The following is a 17198-nucleotide window of genomic DNA, read 5'->3' as shown; positions in this document are numbered from 1 at the left end:
TCGGTCAGCGGATCAGGCGATGAGGAAGCAGGCGTCCCAGGCGGACTGCGGCGAGGTGGCGGTGCTGGATGCGAGGAGCGCCAGGGCTATGCCGACGGCACCGTCGAGTAGACCGGGACCCTCGTCCTGCACGAGTGCTGCGGCGGCGTGAGTAGGGTCGGCGCCCGGCGGGTGGACCGCAGCCAGGAGTGGCGGGATCGCGGCGCGGAGTTGTCCTGCGGTCGAAGGGTGAGCGTCCTCCGCCGTACGGGCGGCGACGTGGGCGAGGCCGGCGAAGCCGTGGCACAGGCCGCTGTCCGTCGTGGACTTCAGCTGGTCGGGATCGGTGAGGGCGGCCACGAGCGCGTTCTCGGCGTCGATCTGGCGGACGGTGTCGCCCAGGGCGAGCGCGGCGAGTTGCTGGGCGCGGGCGAGGCCGGCGGTGCCGTAGCACCAGGACGGTCGTCGGGGCGCGGACGGGGCGAGGCAACCGGTACGCAGTTCGCTCCGGGTGACCCAGTACGGCCAGGTCGGTCCGTGGCCGGTTTCCTCCCGCCAGCGGTCCAGCCGGGCCAGGAGGGTGCGCAGCGCTGCGTGGTGCCCCTTGGTGACGGTGCCCTTCCGGGCGGCGAGGGCGAGGAGGGCGAGCACGCCGCCGATGCCGTGTGCCATGCCGGTGTTGGCGTGCCCGCCGGGGAATCGGTCGTCCGGGCTGCCCGAGGGCCCGGTCTCCGTGCACCAGCCCGGCAGGGTCTCTTCGTGGTGGGTGATCGGTTCGGTGAGGCGTACGCAGTAGTCGAGGACGGCGCGCATCGTGGGGCTGCCTGGGTTGCGGCGCAGAAGGTAGGCGCCGTATCCGGTGAGGCCCCGGATGGTGTCGAACTCGGTGAGCTGCGGCAGGCGTCCGGCGTCGATGCGGCGGTGTGCGGTGTCGAGACGGCGTCCGACGTCGGCCGCGATCTGTTGGTCCATCGCGTCCAAGGCGCGCTGGTAGGAGCCGGGAAGGTGATCGGCGGCGCAGGCCAGGGCGTGGGCGAAGGCAGGCGCCCCGTAGAAGGGGTGGCTGCCGGGGCCGCTGGTGAATGGCTGGTGGGAGGCGGCGGCGAGCCAGTCGTGGGCGCGCTGCCACGGTCCGAGGCCGTTCGCGGCCCGTTCGATGTGTAGGAGCGCGATTCCGGGAGGGCCGTAGGCGAGGTGCTGCCGGTCTGAGGATGCTGCCCGGGGCCCGAGAGGCGCCGTGTCGGGGTTGGCGAGCTGGGAGGCGACGGCGTCGACCAAGTCGAGCGCGGGGTGGGCGGTCACGACTGCCTCCTGGCGGTGCGGGCGGTCCAGGCCAGGGCGGCGGCGCGCGCGAGGTAGAGGCACACCTCTTCCTCGGGGAAGTTCACCGCGACGTGCCGGACGAAGTGGACGTGCAGCAGGGAGGTGAGGACGTCGTCGATCGCGATCCCTTGGGTGTCCGGACCTGGCAGGTGCGGCCGATAGGCGGCAAGCGCCGTATCCCGGTCTGCCCATCCCGACACGATGGCCTCTCCGCCCGGGACTTCACGCAGCGCCGCCCAGTCGTTGGACGGGTCGGCGAGCCGTACGGCCTCGGCGAACTGCGGGCGCGGAACGGGCGCGGGAGCTGTCGGCGGGATGCGGTCGACCAGCCACCGCATTGCCACTTCGGTGTTGCCGAGGAATGCGGAGGCGATGGCGACGGTATGGGCCGCCACCAGCGCGCGCTGGTTGGGGCGCTGCGGCTGGGTGAGCTGGGCCAGGACGGCGCGGGAGTCCGCCCGGAACACCTCCTCGGCCGCCTCCCAAGCGGCGTCGGAGCCCCAGCGGCCCATCTCGCGGTAGGAGGTGGGGTACCGCAGATCGGCCAACAGGCCGAGGCCGCGCAGTCCGTCGGCCCACGCGCTCACCGTACGGGCCGTCTGGGCGAAGGCTCCCGGATCGGGGAGGGCAAAGCGTACGCGGAGGTGTTGGTCCGGGTCGCGGAAGCGGATGAACCACCACGGTGGGTTACCGAGCTGTTCGAGGAGGCCGGGCAAGTGCTGGGAGAGCAGGGTGCCTTGGCGGCGGGGGTCTCCGTACAGGGTGGCCAGAAGCACCGAGGCGGCGGCGGGGGTCTGTATCTGGGCTGGAGAGAGGGCACGGGCCGGGGTGGGGGCGGGCAGGGGCGGCCACACCGCCGGCCGGGTCGCCTTGAGGGCCACCACGACCTCATGCGCTCGCCCGTCGCACCAGCCGTACGCCTCCGGTTCCGGGGCCTCGACGAGCACGGCCAGGTACGTACGGTCGAGGTGCCGACGCAGTAGTGCCCGGTGGCCGGCCTCGTCGAGGTCGAGGAAGAGGCGCCGGTCGTCCTCAACGAGGTGGACGCGGCGCGGCAGCCGCCGCCGGACCCGCCAGTCGGTGAGCGCGGCGTCCCACTCGGCCCGAGGGCGGGCGCGGCCCGGCAGTTCGGATACCTCCAGCCGCCAGCGTGCCGCGGCCAGCACCGTGCGCCCGTACCGCAGGCGCGGCAGGAACGGCATCGCCGCTGCGGCGCCCCAGTCGAACACGGTGACCTGCGCGGACTGGGCGCGGGACAGCTCGGTAAGGAACCGCACCAACGGCGGAGTGTGAGTGTGCAGGTTCAGCGCGTGCATCCCGACGGCCTCAACGCGGTGGCCTCGCTCCGGAACGGCCAGGTACATGCGGCGACCGTCGCACCCCACCGCCAAGTCCCCCGGCGTGAGTACGGCATCCTGCGGGGCTCGGTGCTCCTGGAGGCTGATCACGGTGGGCAGGACCTGTGGAGCGCGGGTGACATGGGCGCTCTCGGGGAGCAGCGGCGGGAAGGAGAGCTGCGCGGGCACGGTGCTGGTGTCCGCAGCCGGGAGATCGGCCAGCTCCGCCGTCAGGGCCTCGCGGTCGGCGGGAGCCAGGATGTCGAGGAACCGGCCCATGGAGACGCCTGCACCACGGGACACGCTCACGACCTCCAGCCGGAACCGCCCGCGCTGCAACTCCTCCAGGCTGGCCGCGTGCACCCGCGCCCCAACCTCCAAGTGCGGCGGCACCCGGGGCTCGTCGGGGCCAACGTCCATGGCCCCGATCAGCTCGTCGGTGAGGACCACCTCATCACGGCCGTCGAGCGCGGCGGCCTGCGCCAGCCGTACGAGGGCGTCATCCCGAGCGGAGACGCGAGGCCGACGCGCGCCAGCCGGAGTGCCCGGGTAGCTGTCGGGATAGCCGGTGCCGCTGTCCGCCACGGCCTCCGGGAGCGGCACCATCGTGCCGATGCCGTACCGCTCATAGAACCGCTGGTGGTACTCGCCCCATGCGGCGGTCCCGTACGGGCGGGTACTCACCTGGGTCAGGATGAAGGCGGCGCGTTCGATCTCTCGGGCTACTGCCTCCGGCAGAACGATCTGCGCGTCCAGGCGCAGATCCAGCGCGACGGGGTGGTGGCGCAGGCCGGGCACGAGGGCCCGCATCCGCGCTGCGACGCTGTCCCGGCCATCGCGCGTGGCGCACGCCTCCAGCCCCGCCCGGACCGCGTGCAGCTCGCGCATCGTCTCCACGACCGGAGCGAGGATTCCGGCGTCGATCGCGTCAAGCTGGTCGAGCAGATAGCCGAGGGCGTCGGTCTCGGTGCTCGGTGCGTGCAGACTCGTGATCAGCACGCGCCGCCGGATCAGCTCCCCCAGTAGACGGCTGGCCCTCTCGGGCCCGGCCGCAGGGAACTCTGCCCGGAGCTTGTCTTCGAGCGCGCCGACTCGGATCGGCGCCCGCGTCGCGGCGAGGACCGCGCGCACTGGTTCGGTCAAGGCCAGGGACGCCTCGACCGCGCGGGTCGCATCGTCCTGGACGTCGGGCTGGAACGGCACAATGAGCCGGTCTCCCCGGCTCGTCACGGTGTTGTTGACGACGACGGGCAGCCGTTCGAGTAGGTCCGGGCACGACTCCAACCGCTCGACCACGGCGGCCAGCCACTCCGCCCCCGCGCGTCCGACGGCCACGTGCTCCGTGCCCCAGCCTGCGCGCGCCTGCGGGCCGAACTCCGCGGTGGTCACGCCGGCGAACAAGCCGAAAGGCGTCGCCCGGTGCTCGGACCGCAGCAGATAGCGGGCTACGGAGAGCGCGGCACGCCGCACGTCCCGCGCGGTAGGTTTCTCGGCCGTACACGAGGCCCGTACCTGCGTGGCCAGGACCGAGCTGGAATGTTGCAGTGCCTCGGCGATGTCTGTGTTCGCCCAGACCGCGCGCAGCCACTCCAAAGATGCCGCCGAAACGCTGGGCGAGCGGTCATCGAGGTCGGGGCACGGAGGAAGCGGCAATGGCGGCCGGGCTACCGCGCGCACGAGAGCGGTTGTGCCGGTTCGGAACACTGCGGGCGGAGCAACCACCAACTACCTCCGTAGGGCGAGGGGACGGGCGGTTGGTGCCGCCGCGCTGGAGCGCGACGGCACCAACCCGGAGTGACGTGAGGTTCGGGTCAAGCGACGTTGGTGGTGCAGGCGCCGCAGGTGGTACCGCAGTTGTCGTCGGTCAGGTTGACCAGGCCCGCCGGGTCGGCGATCTCGACGAGGGAGACGTCCAGGTCGAAGCCGTCCAAGGTCCCCGGCGTCTGCGGGCGCGCCTGGGTGCGGCTGGGAACTACGGTGCTGCTTGTCATGCCTACCAACTCCTCGTATTCGTTGAGACGTTGCTGTGCTGTGGTGCTCACCAGGCGCCATCGCGCGGAGCATTGCCAGGCGGCAGTTCCCCGGACGGTTCCTGGCCACTCGGCACGAGGCGATGTGACCCGTGTAGGAAGTCCTCGCGGGCCGCCATCCCTCACGCCGGGAAGTCGTGTGCTGGGAGTCCGATCAGGCGGACGCCGGTCGCCGCTCCATGAAGTAGGCGAGCGCCTGAGCCTTGAGACGGTCGAGGCACGGCTCGCACGCGTAGAACCTGATCCATCGCCACTCCACAGGAACATCTCCTCTTCCTAGGTGGTCGGGATGGCAGATCTGGCCGCCTGGCAGTCCGGTATGCAGACCCATAGCCGGAACGGAAGTCCCAGGTGGCACACCTCACCCAGCACCCGGCCGCTCGCTCCCAGCGGGCGGGAGCAGAGGGCACAGTCCATGGCCATCTGCTGGCGGGGGCGGAGGCGGGCGACGTCAGGGAGGGGTGAGTGCGTCGAGAACGGCGTGGGCGGGTGCGCGGTGCGCTCGTGCGCCGTGACAGGCGTGTTCACTCGTCGCCCCTGATGAGGAGTTCGGCCCAGACTTCCTTTGCTAGTGGACGCATGCCCGAGCCGTGCAGGTCGTAGCCCCAGCGGTCGGCGACCGCATCGATGAGGAGCAGTCCGCGGCCCGACTCGTCATTGTCATCGGCCTGGCTGAGCGTCGGCCGGCGCGACGGTTCCCGGTCCACGACCCCGACACGCACTCGTGTCGCGCTCGGCCGCCCGACGATCAGACGGATCTCACGGCACGGGGTGTGCCTGGTGGCGTTCGCGATCAGTTCTGTGACGATCAGCGCGGCACTGTCGGCGAGGTGGTCGAGGTTCCATATGGCGAGGACGTCACGGACGAGCTTGCGGCCGATCTCGGCCGTGGAAGCTTCGCACGGGAGGTTCTGACTGTAGGCGGGCGGGCCGATGGAGGCGGCCTGAACTGGCGTACTGAGACTCGTCATTGGGTGGAGCCTTCGTGTTGTCTCGGCGCCCGGCCCTCCCCTTCGGGAGACTTCAGGAGCGGACTGGGCCGTCAACAGCCGTCCGCACGACGGGGCGTGACGGGCGACCAGTGACCAGACAACTGCCTTTCACAACAAGATGATTAGGACGATCAGGTATCCATCCGCCGGAGGCGCCTAGGCCGATTTGACCTTCTGTTTACCTGGCGGATGAGGAGGCATGAGAGCTACCGTGCGTAGATGGACACCACGCGCAACACTGTTCTTGAGACGTGGATGGCCGAACACGGCTATAGCTCCAACAGCCTTGCTGACGCTGTGAACAGGGCCTTGGAGCGGCTGACCGGGCGGCTTGGCGGCCTCGACGGTTCATCGGTCCGGGACTGGAAAGCAGGCCGGGTCAGGTGGCCCAAATCGGCTACCCGCAAGGCACTTGAGGACGTCACTGGCCTGTCCGCTACCGCCTTAGGGTTCGTGCCACGGGGCCGGACTCCGTCCACCCCAGCCCCGTCGCAGCAGGAGGACCCCGACATGAAGCGCCGTACCCTCGTCGGCGGCATCGCTGCGGCTGCCGCCGCCGCAGCCGCAGCCGCCGCCCCCGGCGCCGCGTCGCCCCGCCGTATCGGCATGAGCGATGTCAACCGTCTGAACAAGCGCTTCGCCGAGATCATCGCCAGTGACCACCGCCACGGCGGACAACTCGGCATTGAGCAGCAGGCCGTCTCGCTCGCCGACGAAGCGCTGAACCTCCAGAACGCCGGCAGTGCCACCCAGCGCGTACGCAGCAACCTCTATGCCTCCGCAGCGTCGTTCCGATCCTCGGCGATGTGGGCCGCCATCGACGGCCGCCGTTACGACGTCGCCAAGGCGCACATGCGTGAGGCCCAGTCCCTTGCCGAGATGTCCGGTGATCAGGCGATCAAGTTCCGCATCTGGAGTCACGCGGGAACCATGTACCGGCACCTCGGCCGTCCCGCCGACGCGCTCGCCGCCAACGATGTCGCCCGCAACCTGTACCTCACGCGCCGTGACCCCCTGTTCGCGTCCCTCGGCCTGGCCCGCCAGGGGGCGATCCACGGCACGGCGCAGGACCGCGTCGGCACCCGCCGGGCGTTCGAGCAAGCCCAAGACGCCATGCTGCGCGCCGACCCCGCCGACTACCGGCCCGTGTGGATGCTCGCCTTCTACGATCAGGCCGAGCTGGACTCGTTGGCTCTGTCGGCGTACTTGGCGCTCGGCGACTACCCGACCGCCGAGTTCCACGCCCATCACTGTCTGTCCGCCCTGCGGCCCCACATGGTCCGGTCCCGGGCCATCGCCACGACCCGGCTCGCGCACGCCCAACTCGCGCAGGGTGCCGCCGACGCCGCCACGGCCACCGCGATGAAGGTCCCTGCCGAAGCCGCTACCCAACACGCCCGGGTGACGCGCATGCTGCAAGAGTTCGGCGCCGCGCTGCGCGCCACCGCACCGGGCAGTACCACCGTGCAGACCTGGACCGAGCACGCCGCCACCTGGAGGATGGCCGCATGACCACGGCGCCCGCCATCGACCTGCGCACATTCACCACCCTCGACACCATCCGCGGCGATCTCCTCGACGTGTACGCCGACGTACGCGCCCCGCTCCTCCACCTGCCGAACTACGCCATCACCGCGTTCGGCGAGCGCCTGGACCGGCACAGCACCGAGCCCGGGTTCACGGCCGTCCTTGCGTACGCGGAAGGCTGTCCGGTCGGCTACGCCTACGGCAACACCATCGAGCACGGCGACCGCTACTGGCAGCGCACGAGCCCGACGCCGGCGGAGAAGTACACCGAGCGTCCGGCCATGGCCCTGAAGGAGATCGGCGTCCGGGAAAGCTGGCGGAAGACTGGCACTGCCCGCCGTATCCATGACGCCCTCCTCGCCGCACGCGACGAGCCATACGTGACGCTCATGGTCAACCCGGCCGCCGGGGATGGAAAGGTCCGCGCTCTCTACAAGTCATGGGGCTACGAGGACATCGGCCAGAGCCAGCCGTCACCGGCCTCGCCGGTACTCGCCGTGATGATCCGCGCGGGCCGCTGACCGGCCCATACGACGACACCCACTGGGTCGAGCGGAGGCAGCAGTTCCGTCGGAGCCCTGTGGGAGGAGGGCAAACGTGACCTCGACTCCCCATTCGGCGAGTTCTGGCCGGAGGTCGACGGCCACCCGCTCGCGACAGTGACCGCCCGTCAGCTGCTCACGCACACCGCAGGCGTCCCGCTGCGGGCCCAACTGAAGAACCTGCCAGGACATCCGTGACGGCGTGCGCCGCCAAGCCCTGTACCTCTCCGGGTACGACGAGCAGCCCGGCACAGCGGAGTGGCCCGCCCACCAGCAGGCCACCGAACGCCCTGCTGACTGGCTTACCCGGTGGCTCAACTCCCGCTCCGCGGCCGCCGTCTCGGCCCGACAAGGAGACCGGGACCGGCTGAGCCACTTCATTGACACCGCCCTGATCGACGACGACGCCGGCGAAGCCGCGAACCTGAACTACTGGGCGTACTGGATCGGCGAGACCGCCCATCTCGAGTTGAGCGACGACTTCATCGCCGCCCACACCCCCGGACCGTGGCCGGGTGACAAGCTTCTCGTTCACCTCGCTCAGGGGCTCGCTCCACATCACGGCTACGTCGACCTCAACATCCACTCCGTGTGGTCTCTGCTCCAGATCCGGCCCAACCTGCTGCGGTCCGGAACGGCGGGGCGGACCCTGCGCGAGAGGCTGCCGGTGATGTTGGATGGCCGGGTGCTCTCGGCGCGCGGGCGCAGGGAGTTGGAGAGCATCCGGTACGCGATCCGCCTCGCAGAGGCCTGACGAGGCGTGAAGGGAGTCCGACGGTGGCTGAAGACCTGTCCGCGGTAGCGCGTTTCCTGTACGAGGCGGGGACGCTGAAGCAGACCAAGCGCACCGGCTGGTGGATGGCCGGCGTGCGCGACCCCGAGTCGGTGGCGGAGCACTCCTGGCGCACCGCTCTCCTCGCGACGATCATCGCGAAGCTCGAAGGCGCCGATCCCGCGCGGGCCGCGTTCCTCGCGGTGTGGCACGACTCGCAGGAGACCCGTACCGGTGATGTGAACCACCTGGGCAAGAAGTACGCCTCGGAGGCGGACCCGCGCGCGGTCACCGACGACCAGGTGGCGGGCATGCCCGAGATCCTGGCCTCCACAGTGCGTGAACTCGTCGCGGAGTACGAAGCGAAGGAGTCCCAGGAGGCCATCTGCGCCCGGGACGCCGACAAGCTGGAGTGCATGATCCAGGGCATCGAGTACAAGGCCCAGGGCTACGAGAACGCCCAGCGGTGGATCGACAACAGCCGCCGCCGGCTCACCACGAAGTCGGCCGACGAACTCGCCGACGTGGTGCTGGCGACCGGGTCTGTGGACTGGCTGCGTGCAGCCCTCGGCGAGAAACAGAGCTGACCTCGGTCCGCTACCGGCGGGCCCCTGCCCCACGAGTGGCTGCCAGGCCGTACCGGGCCGGCGTCCCCTTCCGGGACGTTTACCGCTTCCACCAGCGGAGGGGCTGCGGACGCCGCCAATGCGCGGTCTGTCCAGCGGTGGGCGCTGCTGCTCACCAACAAGCTGTACTTCACCCGCGACCGCCACCCCCTCACCGACGTCCGCAACGCCTTCCGCGAGCTCGCCTTCGGCTGAACTCGCCCGACTGCCGGAGGCAGGCTGAGGCGGAGTGACGAGCGTTACGTCGGGAGCACTCTGGACGCACTTGATACTCGCCGGTACGGTTTGCCTGAGCAAGCGCTTAGCCATGTCTGCGGTGGGCGCTTGGGTACATCCGAAGGTACTCAGGTGGAGGTGACGGCGGTGCGCCGTACGGTGTTCAACGAGGATCACGAGGCGTTCCGGGAGACCCTGCGTGCCTTCATCGAGGCCGAGGTCGTGCCGGTGTACGACGAGTGGTTCGCCGCCGGCCAGGCGCCGCGGGACTTCTACTACAAGCTGGCCGAGCTGGGCATCTTCGGTATCCGGGTGGACGAGGAGCACGGCGGCGCCGGCATCGACTCGTACAAGTTCGAGGCCGTGCTGTACGAGGAGACCGCCCGTGCGGGCGTGACCTTCGGCGGCTCCGGGGTGCATGTGCTGCTCGGTCTGCCGTACATCAAGATGCTGGCCACGGACGAGCAGAAGAAGCGGTACCTGCCGAAGTTCGTCTCCGGTGAGGAGATGTGGGCCATCGCGATGACCGAGCCGGGCACCGGCTCCGACCTCGCGGGCATGAAGACCACCGCCAAGCTCAGCGAGGACGGGACGCACTACGTCCTCAACGGGGCCAAGACCTTCATCACCGGCGGAGTCCACGCCGACCGCATGATCGTCTGCGCGCGTACTGCCGCCCCGACGAAGGAGGACCGCCGCCACGGCATCTCCCTCTTCGTCGTGGACACCAAGGCCGAGGGGTACTCGGTCGGGCGGAAGCTCGACAAGCTCGGGCTCAAGACCTCCGACACCGCCGAGCTCGCCTTCGTCGACGTCAAGGTGCCCGTCGAGGACCTCCTCGGCGAGGAGAACAAGGGCTTCTCCTACCTCGGCCACAACCTCGCCTCCGAGCGCTGGGGCATCGCCTACGGCGCCTACGCCCAGGCCAAGGCCGCCGTGCGGTTCGCCAAGCAGTACGTCCAGGACCGCGTCGTCTTCGGCCAGCCCGTCGCCGCCTTCCAGAACACCAAGTTCGAACTGGCCGCCTGCCAGGCCGAGGTGGACGCCGCCGAGGCCGTCGCCGACCGCGCCACGGAGGCCCTGGACGCCGGTGAGCTGACCCCGGCCGAGGCCGCCAGCGCCAAGCTCTTCTGCACCGAGGTCGCCCACCGCGTCATCGACCGCTGCCTCCAGCTCCACGGCGGCTACGGCTTCATGAACGAGTACCCGATCGCCCGCCTGTACGCGGACAACCGCGTCAACCGCATCTACGGCGGCACCAGCGAGATCATGAAGTCGATCATCGCGAAGGACATGGGCCTGTAATGACTTGGGTCTGTAAGGTCCCGGAAATTACTGTCCAGTACAACTGACCTCATGAGTCAGGCACCACTTCAGGATCTCCTCGATCTGCTCGACCTCGAGCAGATCGAGGAGAACATCTTCCGCGGCCGGTCCCGGCCCGCCATCGTTCCGCGCGTCTTCGGCGGGCAGGTCGCTGCCCAGGCGCTCGTCGCCGCCGGGCGGACGGTCCCCGAGGACCGACTGCCGCACTCCCTCCACGCGTACTTCCTGCGCATCGGCGACGCGGGCGCGCCCATCGTCTACACCGTCGACCGCATGAACGACGGCCGCTCCTTCACCGCGCGCCGTGTCGTCGCCGTCCAGCACGGGCAGCCGATCTTCGCCCTCTCCGCGTCCTTCCAGCGGTACGAGGAGGGCCTCGAACACCAGGCCCCCATGCCCGCCGCGCCCGCCCCGGAGACCCTCCCCACCGCCGAGGAACGGCTGCCGTCGTACGACCTCGCCCCGGCCGTCGTCGAGAGGATGCTGGAGGCGCGGGCCGCCGTCGACCTGCGGTACGTCGACGATCCGCCCTACGGCCGCTACGGCGAACCCCGCGAACCGCGCTCGCAGGTGTGGTTTCGCGCGGGCGGCAAGCTCGACGACGACCCCCTCCTGCACGTCGTCCTCGCCACGTACGTCTCCGACATGACGCTCCTCGACTCCATCCTGCTCGCGCACGGGCGCGGCGGCTGGGCCGTGGGGGACGTGGTCGGGGCGTCGCTGGACCACGCCATGTGGTTCCACCGGCCGTTCCGCGCCGACGAATGGCTCCTGTACGACCAGGAGTCGCCGTCCGCGTCGGCCGGCCGCGGCCTCGGCCAGGGCCGGATCTACACCCAGGACGGGCGGCTCGCGATCTCGGTCATCCAGGAGGGGGTCGTACGCGTGCCGAGGCCGAAGACGCAGTAGGCCCCCAGTCGGTTACACCTCGTTGAGCCCCGCCTGTTCCAGCAGGTACGCCGTCATCGGGTCGTAGTGGCGCGGGCTGACCACATGGTCGTCGAGCGGGACCGCGACCTGGAGGGTGCCCTCGGACTCGGCGAGGAAGAGGGCCGGGTCGTTGCAGTCGGCGTAACCGACGGAGTCGATGCCGAGCTGGCCCGCGCAGCCCGCCCAGCCGTGGTCGGCGACCACCAGGTCGGGCAGCGGGCGGCCGGCGCCCTCAAGTCCCCGGAGGATGGCCCGCATCGGCTCGGGGGAGTGGGTGTGCCAGAGGGTGGCGCCGTGTTCGAGGACGGCGACGTCCGCGAACTGCATCACGTAACCCTCCTCCGTCTGCAGGCCGTCCGGGATGACGACGATCTCGCAGCCCGCCGCGCGCAACGCCTGCGCCGTGGCCCGGTGCACGTCCAGAAGGCCGCCGGGGTGGCCGGTGGCGAACAGCACCCGCTGCTCGCCGTCGGCCGCCTTGCGCAGCCGCGCCGCCATGCGCTCCAGCGCGTCGACCGTCAGATCCGGGTCGATCGTGTCCTGCCCGTACCGGTACCCGGGGTCGTCGTTCACGCCGACCCGCTCCGCCATCACGGCCAGCACGTCCTGCTCGTCGCTCCAGCGGTCGCCGAGCTCCAGGCCCAGCCAGTAGTGGCGGTTGCCGTTGGCCAGTTCGCGGTAGTGGGAGAGGTTGTTCTCGCGCGGCGTGGCGACGTCGCCCGCGATACGCGTCCGTACGAGGTGCTCGACGAGCTGGGCGCGGCTGGGGATCCCGGATATCGGCATGCCCCCATTGTGAGGCAGACGACTGTGGGAGTCCTCCGCGTGGCCGCCGCTTGGGATCTGCGTCACTCTTCGGTCCGTCTTCAGCAACGCGGCGCAACGGCCGATCCGTTGGGAGCGACCGGCCAGCCGCCCGAACCCGTGTCCGAGCCGGCCCCGGCTCACCAGTAGAGTCGCGTCCAGTAGTACGTATCAGTGCATGTTTGTGCATATCAATGCATACGCGATGAAGCATATGCAGGAAGAAGGCAGTACCCATGAGCAGCATCGAGACGCCCCGCGGCCCCGTCGACTCCTCCCGGCTCCCGAGGTACGCCGGGCCCGCGACCTTCGCCCGGCTGCCGCGCCTCGACGAGGTGGGCGGGCGGGCCGATGTCGCGGTCGTGGGCGTGCCGTTCGACAGCGGTGTCTCGTACCGGCCGGGCGCCCGCTTCGGCGGCAACGCGATCCGTGAGGCGTCCCGGCTGCTGCGGCCCTACAACCCGGCGCAGGACGCCTCCCCGTTCGCGCTCGCCCAGGTCGCGGACGCCGGTGACATCGCCGCCAACCCGTTCAACATCAACGAGGCGGTGGAGACCGTCGAGGCGGCGGCCGACGAACTGCTGGCGACCGGCGCGCGGCTCATGACCCTCGGCGGCGACCACACCATCGCTCTCCCGCTGCTGCGCTCGGTCGCCAAGAGGCACGGCCCGGTGGCGCTGCTGCACTTCGACGCCCACCTCGACACCTGGGACACGTACTTCGGCGCGGAGTACACGCACGGCACCCCCTTCCGGCGGGCGGTGGAGGAGGGCATCCTCGACACGGAGGCGCTCTCGCACGTCGGCATCCGCGGCCCCCTGTACGGCAAGAAGGACCTGGACGACGACGGAAAGCTGGGCTTCGGCATCGTCACGTCGGCGGACGTCATGCGGCGCGGCGTGGACGAGGTCGCCGACCAGCTGCGGCAGCGCATCGGCGACCGTCCGCTGTACATCTCCATCGACATCGACTGCCTGGACCCCGCCCACGCGCCGGGTACGGGGACGCCCGAGGCCGGCGGCATGACGTCGAGGGAGCTGCTGGAGATCCTGCGGGGCCTGGCCTCCTGCAACCTGGTCTCCGCCGATGTCGTCGAGGTGGCGCCCGCGTACGATCACGCCGAGATCACCGCGGTGGCCGCGTCCCACACGGCGTACGAACTCACCACGATCATGACCCGCCGGATTGCGCAGGAGAAGGCAGCGAAGTGACCCACGACCATGACCTGGTGCTCCGCCCTACGGGGGCCCAGATATCGGCTGCCCTGAGCCCTCCCCCCGGGCGCAACGGCGGAGACCTGGTCGTGGAGACGCTGGCCGGGCTCGGCGCGACGACGGTGTTCGGGCTGCCGGGCCAGCACGCGCTGGGCATGTTCGACGCCCTGCGCCGGAGCGATCTGCGCTACATCGGCCTCCGGGTCGAGAACAACGCGGGGTTCGCGGCGGACGCGTACGGCCGGATCACGGGTGAGGCGGCGCCGCTGCTGCTGTCGACGGGGCCGGGCGCGCTGACGTCGCTCGCCGCGCTCCAGGAGGCGGCCTCGGCCTCCGCCCCCGTTCTCGCCATCAGCAGCCAGATCCCGGTGACGGGGCTGGGCGGCGGCCGCCACGGCTATCTGCATGAACTCCCGGACCAGTCGGCCTCGTTCAGGGGCGTCGTCAAGTCCGTGCACACCGTGCGTACGCAGTCCCAGATCCCCTCCGCGATCGCCGCCGCCTGGCAGTCGGCGCTGACCGCCCCGCACGGGCCGGTGTGGGTGGAGATCCCGCAGGATGTGCTGCTGGCCGAGACGCCGATCCCCATGGTGACGGGTGGCGACGCCTTCCCCGAGGAGCTGCCCCCGCGCCCCGAACTGACCGCCGTGGCCGCCGACTCGCTCACGAAGGCCGTTCGTCCCGCGATCATCGCGGGTGGCGGGGTCGTACGGGCGGACGCGTCCGGCAAGCTGCGGCAGCTGGCGGAGCGGCTGTCGGCGCCGGTCGTCACCACGTTCGGCGGCAAGGGCGCGTTCCCGTGGACGCATCCGCTGTCGCTGCGGTCCTGGCTGGAGGACCGGCACACCACGGACTTCCTGGAGGACGCGGACGTACTGCTGGTGGTGGGGTCGGGACTGGGTGAACTGTCCTCCAACTACCACACGTTCAAGCCGCGCGGCCGGGTGATCCAGATCGAGGCGGATCTGGGGAAGCTGGAGTCCAACCATCCGGCCCTCGGCATCCACGCGGACGCGCGGCTTGCGCTGCAGGCGCTGCTGGAGACGATCGAGGAGCCCCGGGAGGACGCGTCGGCGCCCGCCCGCGTCCGCGAGGTGCTCGACCGGGTGCGCGAGCGCATCGACGCCCAGGAACTCACCCTGGAACAGGACCTGTTGGCGTCCATCCGGCGGGCGCTGCCGCCCCGAGCGCCCTCCTTCTGGGACATGACGATCCTGGCGTACTGGGCCTGGTCGGCCTTCGACGCCAAGTACCCCAACACCATGCACTCGGCCCAGGGTTCGGGCGGCCTCGGCTACGCCTTCCCGGCGGCCCTCGGCGCGGCGGCCGCCGACCCGACGCAGCCGGTGCTGGCCGTCTCGGGCGACGGCGGCGCCCTGTACTCGATCGCCGAGCTGGCCACGGCCCGGCAGTACAACTTCGACGTCACCTGGCTGATCGTCGACGACGGCGGCTACGGGATCCTGCGCGAGTACATGACGGACGCGTTCGGGGAGACGACCGGTACGGAGCTGACGCGGCCGGATTTCGTGGCGCTGGCGGAGTCGTTCGGCGTACCGGGGGTACGGACGACCCCCGAGACGCTCGCGGACGACCTGGCGAAGGCCCTGGCCGCGCCGGGACCTTCGGTGGTCGTGCTCCCGGCCGTGTTGCGGATGTTCGCGCCCACGCACCTGGGTGACAACTAGCGCACGTCGGAAACTTGGCAGTCAGGATGGCTGGACTTCGTCGAAGAGGGCGAGGGCTTCGGCGGGGTCCGGGCTCACGAGGCGTTCCAGACCGGCCGTCGTGATTTCCGCCCACCTGCCGGCCCGTGTCCACATCTGTTCCTCGAAGGCGCGGACGGCCTCGTCCAGATCTCCAGGGCCGGGGGCGGCGGCGATGGACTCGGCGAGTTCGGCGCCTTCCAGCATCGCGAGGTTCGCACCCGCCCCCAAGGGGGGCATCAGGTGGGCGGCGTCGCCCAGTAGCGTCACCCCGGGGACGTGGGTCCAGGTGTGGGACACGGGCAGGACGTAGAGGGGGCGGTGGACGAAAGCGGTGCCGTGACGGAGGAGGGCGAGGACGGGAGCGGCCCAGCCGTCGAACAGAGCCAGCAGGCTCGATCGCACGGCCTCGACGTCGGCCAGGTCCAGGTTCGTGTGCCAGTCCAGCGGCGCACGGAATTTGGTGTACACCTTCACGTGGCCGCCGCTGTTGCGCTGGGCGACGAGGCTTCGGTTCATGCCATACACAGCCAGGGAACCGTCGCCGATCAGCCGGGCGAGGTCAGGGTAACGGGTGTCGACGTCGTCGAGGGAGGACTCGATCGAGGTGACGCCGGTGTAGTGCGGCGCCACCGACGAGACTGCCGGGCGGACCCGGGACCAGGCGCCGTCCGCGCCGACCACGAGGTCGAACGTCTCCTGTCGCCCGTCCGCGAAATGGACCAGTACGCCATCCCGGGTCCCCGGCACCACCTGCGTCACGCCCCGGCCCCACCGGACGTCGAGAGGGCCGAGCAGCAGGTCGCGGAGTTGCCCGCGGTCGATCTCGGGATTGGCCCGGTCATCTGGACGGGGTCGCCAGTCGCGCAGGACGGTCCCGTCCGTGTCCAGGATGCGCATGGCCTGCCCCTCGGGACGAGACAGCGTCTGGAACGCCGCCAGCAGCCCCGCCTTGTCCAGCGCGAGCTGGCCCAGCCCTTCGTGCAGGTCCAGCGTGCCGCCCGGGGGGCGGGCGTCGGGGGCGGGATCGCGTTCGAGGACGGTGACGGGGTGGTCATGGCGGTGCAGGACGCGGGCGAAGGTAAGGCCGGCGGGCCCGCTCCCGACCACTGCGATGCGATGTCTCATATCGATACACCGTATTGCTCGTATACGGTGCATGGCAACAGTACGATGTCATCATGACTGTGTGGGACCGGCCGGAGCCGCCGACTCGCCCCGTGCCGCTTGACCGGGAGCGGATCGTCGCCGCCGCCATCGCGCTGGCCGACGAGGGCGGGCTGGAGGCGGTGTCGTTGCGCAAGGTCGCCGCCCGGCTGGACGCCGGCCCGATGCGGCTGTACGGATACATCTCCACCAAGGAGGAGCTGTTCGACCTCATGGTGGACGAGGTCCAGGCCGAGATTCTTCCCGAGGAGCCGTCCGGTGACTGGCGGGAGACGCTGGGCATCCTCGCCCACCGCACGAGGCAGGCCGCTCTCCGTCACGAATGGCTGGCCGACCTTCTCGGCGGCCGCCCGAGCCTGGGCCCGAACGGCCTCGCCGTGACCGAGGCCACGCTGGCCGCCGTCGACGGCCTCGCCGACATCGACACCGTCATGCGCGCGGTGGAGACTGTCAGCGCCTACTTCACCGGCGCGATCAGGCGCGAGATCGCGAACCTGCGGGCCGAGCGCGCCACGGGCCTGTCCAAGCGCGACTGGCAGCGCGCCTCCGGCCCGCATGTGACGAGAATGTTGGCCACGGGCCGCTTCCCGGCGCTGGCCAAGGCGGTGTACGACGGCACGGACGTGGACGCCGAGGCATCCTTCGCGACCGGCCTGGACTGGGTCCTCGACGCCGTGGCCGCCAAACTCACCCGGCCCCCGGTGTGA

At 70.6% G+C, this 17198-nt stretch carries 14 protein-coding genes and 1 pseudogene; 9 read left to right on the top strand and 6 right to left on the bottom strand.

The genetic code is table 11. The annotated features are described in order from the left end of the window. Positions 1 to 12: 12 nt before the first annotated feature. From F3T56_RS34685 to F3T56_RS34670, 4 genes are all read right to left on the bottom strand, one after another. Positions 13 to 1281, bottom strand: a complete 1269-nt coding sequence (locus F3T56_RS34685; RefSeq protein ID WP_149829317.1) for a lanthionine synthetase C family protein — start codon at positions 1279 to 1281, stop codon at positions 13 to 15. Beyond that, positions 1278 to 4232 (bottom strand): lantibiotic dehydratase, encoded by a 2955-nt coding sequence (locus tag F3T56_RS34680; protein WP_149829316.1) that lies wholly within the window; start codon positions 4230 to 4232, stop codon positions 1278 to 1280. The genes F3T56_RS34685 and F3T56_RS34680 overlap by 4 nt, the downstream gene beginning before the upstream one ends. Positions 4233 to 4450: 218 nt before the next feature. Next, entirely contained in the window at positions 4451 to 4630 is a 180-nt protein-coding gene (locus F3T56_RS34675) for an FxLD family lanthipeptide (protein WP_149829315.1), read from the bottom strand. A gap of 563 nt (positions 4631 to 5193) precedes the next feature. Continuing rightward, positions 5194 to 5640: an ATP-binding protein gene (locus F3T56_RS34670; RefSeq protein WP_149829314.1), complete on the bottom strand. Its 447-nt coding sequence runs from the start codon at positions 5638 to 5640 to the stop codon at positions 5194 to 5196. 240 nt (positions 5641 to 5880) lie between these two features. Here F3T56_RS34670 and F3T56_RS34665 point away from each other — a divergent pair, with 240 nt between their 5' ends. From F3T56_RS34665 to F3T56_RS34635, 6 genes and pseudogenes are all read left to right on the top strand, one after another. Continuing rightward, on the top strand, positions 5881 to 7173 hold the full coding sequence (locus tag F3T56_RS34665) for an NsdA family TPR-like regulatory protein (RefSeq protein WP_172639278.1): 1293 nt from the start codon (positions 5881 to 5883) through the stop codon (positions 7171 to 7173). Next, positions 7170 to 7709: a GNAT family N-acetyltransferase gene (locus F3T56_RS34660; RefSeq protein ID WP_149829312.1), complete on the top strand. Its 540-nt coding sequence runs from the start codon at positions 7170 to 7172 to the stop codon at positions 7707 to 7709. The genes F3T56_RS34665 and F3T56_RS34660 overlap by 4 nt, the downstream gene beginning before the upstream one ends. Before the next feature lie 42 nt (positions 7710 to 7751). Then, positions 7752 to 8484, top strand: a pseudogene (locus F3T56_RS34650) (serine hydrolase domain-containing protein); the annotation flags it as partial. A 23-nt stretch (positions 8485 to 8507) separates the two neighbouring features. Next, on the top strand, positions 8508 to 9089 hold the full coding sequence (locus F3T56_RS34645; RefSeq protein ID WP_149829311.1) for an HD domain-containing protein: 582 nt from the start codon (positions 8508 to 8510) through the stop codon (positions 9087 to 9089). A 402-nt stretch (positions 9090 to 9491) separates the two neighbouring features. Next, positions 9492 to 10649, top strand: coding sequence for an acyl-CoA dehydrogenase family protein (locus F3T56_RS34640; protein WP_149829326.1), 1158 nt, complete (start codon positions 9492 to 9494; stop codon positions 10647 to 10649). Positions 10650 to 10700: 51 nt separating this feature from the next. Further along, positions 10701 to 11579, top strand: coding sequence for an acyl-CoA thioesterase (locus F3T56_RS34635; protein WP_149829310.1), 879 nt, complete (start codon positions 10701 to 10703; stop codon positions 11577 to 11579). A 12-nt stretch (positions 11580 to 11591) separates the two neighbouring features. Here F3T56_RS34635 and F3T56_RS34630 read toward each other — a convergent pair whose 3' ends face one another. Next, positions 11592 to 12386, bottom strand: a complete 795-nt coding sequence (locus F3T56_RS34630; RefSeq protein ID WP_149829309.1) for a phosphatase — start codon at positions 12384 to 12386, stop codon at positions 11592 to 11594. A 254-nt stretch (positions 12387 to 12640) separates the two neighbouring features. Between F3T56_RS34630 and speB the strand changes: the two genes are divergently transcribed. Then, the gene (gene speB / locus F3T56_RS34625; protein ID WP_149829308.1) at positions 12641 to 13615 is read left to right on the top strand and encodes an agmatinase; all 975 of its coding nucleotides are present in this window, start codon (positions 12641 to 12643) and stop codon (positions 13613 to 13615) included. Further along, positions 13612 to 15306 (top strand): thiamine pyrophosphate-binding protein, encoded by a 1695-nt coding sequence (locus tag F3T56_RS34620; protein WP_149829307.1) that lies wholly within the window; start codon positions 13612 to 13614, stop codon positions 15304 to 15306. The genes speB and F3T56_RS34620 overlap by 4 nt, the downstream gene beginning before the upstream one ends. Before the next feature lie 21 nt (positions 15307 to 15327). On the opposite strand, the gene F3T56_RS34615 is transcribed toward F3T56_RS34620, so the two are convergent. Continuing rightward, complete coding sequence (locus F3T56_RS34615) at positions 15328 to 16452, bottom strand: FAD-dependent oxidoreductase (protein ID WP_149829306.1); 1125 nt, start codon at positions 16450 to 16452, stop codon at positions 15328 to 15330. A 53-nt stretch (positions 16453 to 16505) separates the two neighbouring features. Between F3T56_RS34615 and F3T56_RS34610 the strand changes: the two genes are divergently transcribed. Beyond that, positions 16506 to 17198 carry a TetR/AcrR family transcriptional regulator gene (locus tag F3T56_RS34610; protein WP_149829305.1) on the top strand — a complete coding sequence of 231 codons (693 nt, stop codon included), beginning with the start codon at positions 16506 to 16508 and terminating at the stop codon, positions 17196 to 17198.

The sequence above is a fragment of the Streptomyces tailanensis genome (genome assembly GCF_008386495.1).
Taxonomy (GTDB): Bacteria; Actinomycetota; Actinomycetes; order Streptomycetales; family Streptomycetaceae; genus Streptomyces; species Streptomyces tailanensis.
This window is presented reverse-complemented; position numbering and strand designations above follow the sequence as displayed.

Coding starts and splice junctions, on each gene's coding strand:
- F3T56_RS34675 (WP_149829315.1), bottom strand. CDS start 4,630: ATGACAAGCAGCACCGTAGTTCCCAGCCGCACCCAGGCGCGCCCGCAG.
- F3T56_RS34670 (WP_149829314.1), bottom strand. CDS start 5,640: ATGACGAGTCTCAGTACGCCAGTTCAGGCCGCCTCCATCGGCCCGCCC.
- F3T56_RS34665 (WP_172639278.1), top strand. CDS start 5,881: ATGGACACCACGCGCAACACTGTTCTTGAGACGTGGATGGCCGAACAC.
- F3T56_RS34660 (WP_149829312.1), top strand. CDS start 7,170: ATGACCACGGCGCCCGCCATCGACCTGCGCACATTCACCACCCTCGAC.
- F3T56_RS34635 (WP_149829310.1), top strand. CDS start 10,701: ATGAGTCAGGCACCACTTCAGGATCTCCTCGATCTGCTCGACCTCGAG.
- F3T56_RS34630 (WP_149829309.1), bottom strand. CDS start 12,386: ATGCCGATATCCGGGATCCCCAGCCGCGCCCAGCTCGTCGAGCACCTC.
- speB (WP_149829308.1), top strand. CDS start 12,641: ATGAGCAGCATCGAGACGCCCCGCGGCCCCGTCGACTCCTCCCGGCTC.
- F3T56_RS34615 (WP_149829306.1), bottom strand. CDS start 16,452: ATGAGACATCGCATCGCAGTGGTCGGGAGCGGGCCCGCCGGCCTTACC.
- F3T56_RS34610 (WP_149829305.1), top strand. CDS start 16,506: ATGACTGTGTGGGACCGGCCGGAGCCGCCGACTCGCCCCGTGCCGCTT.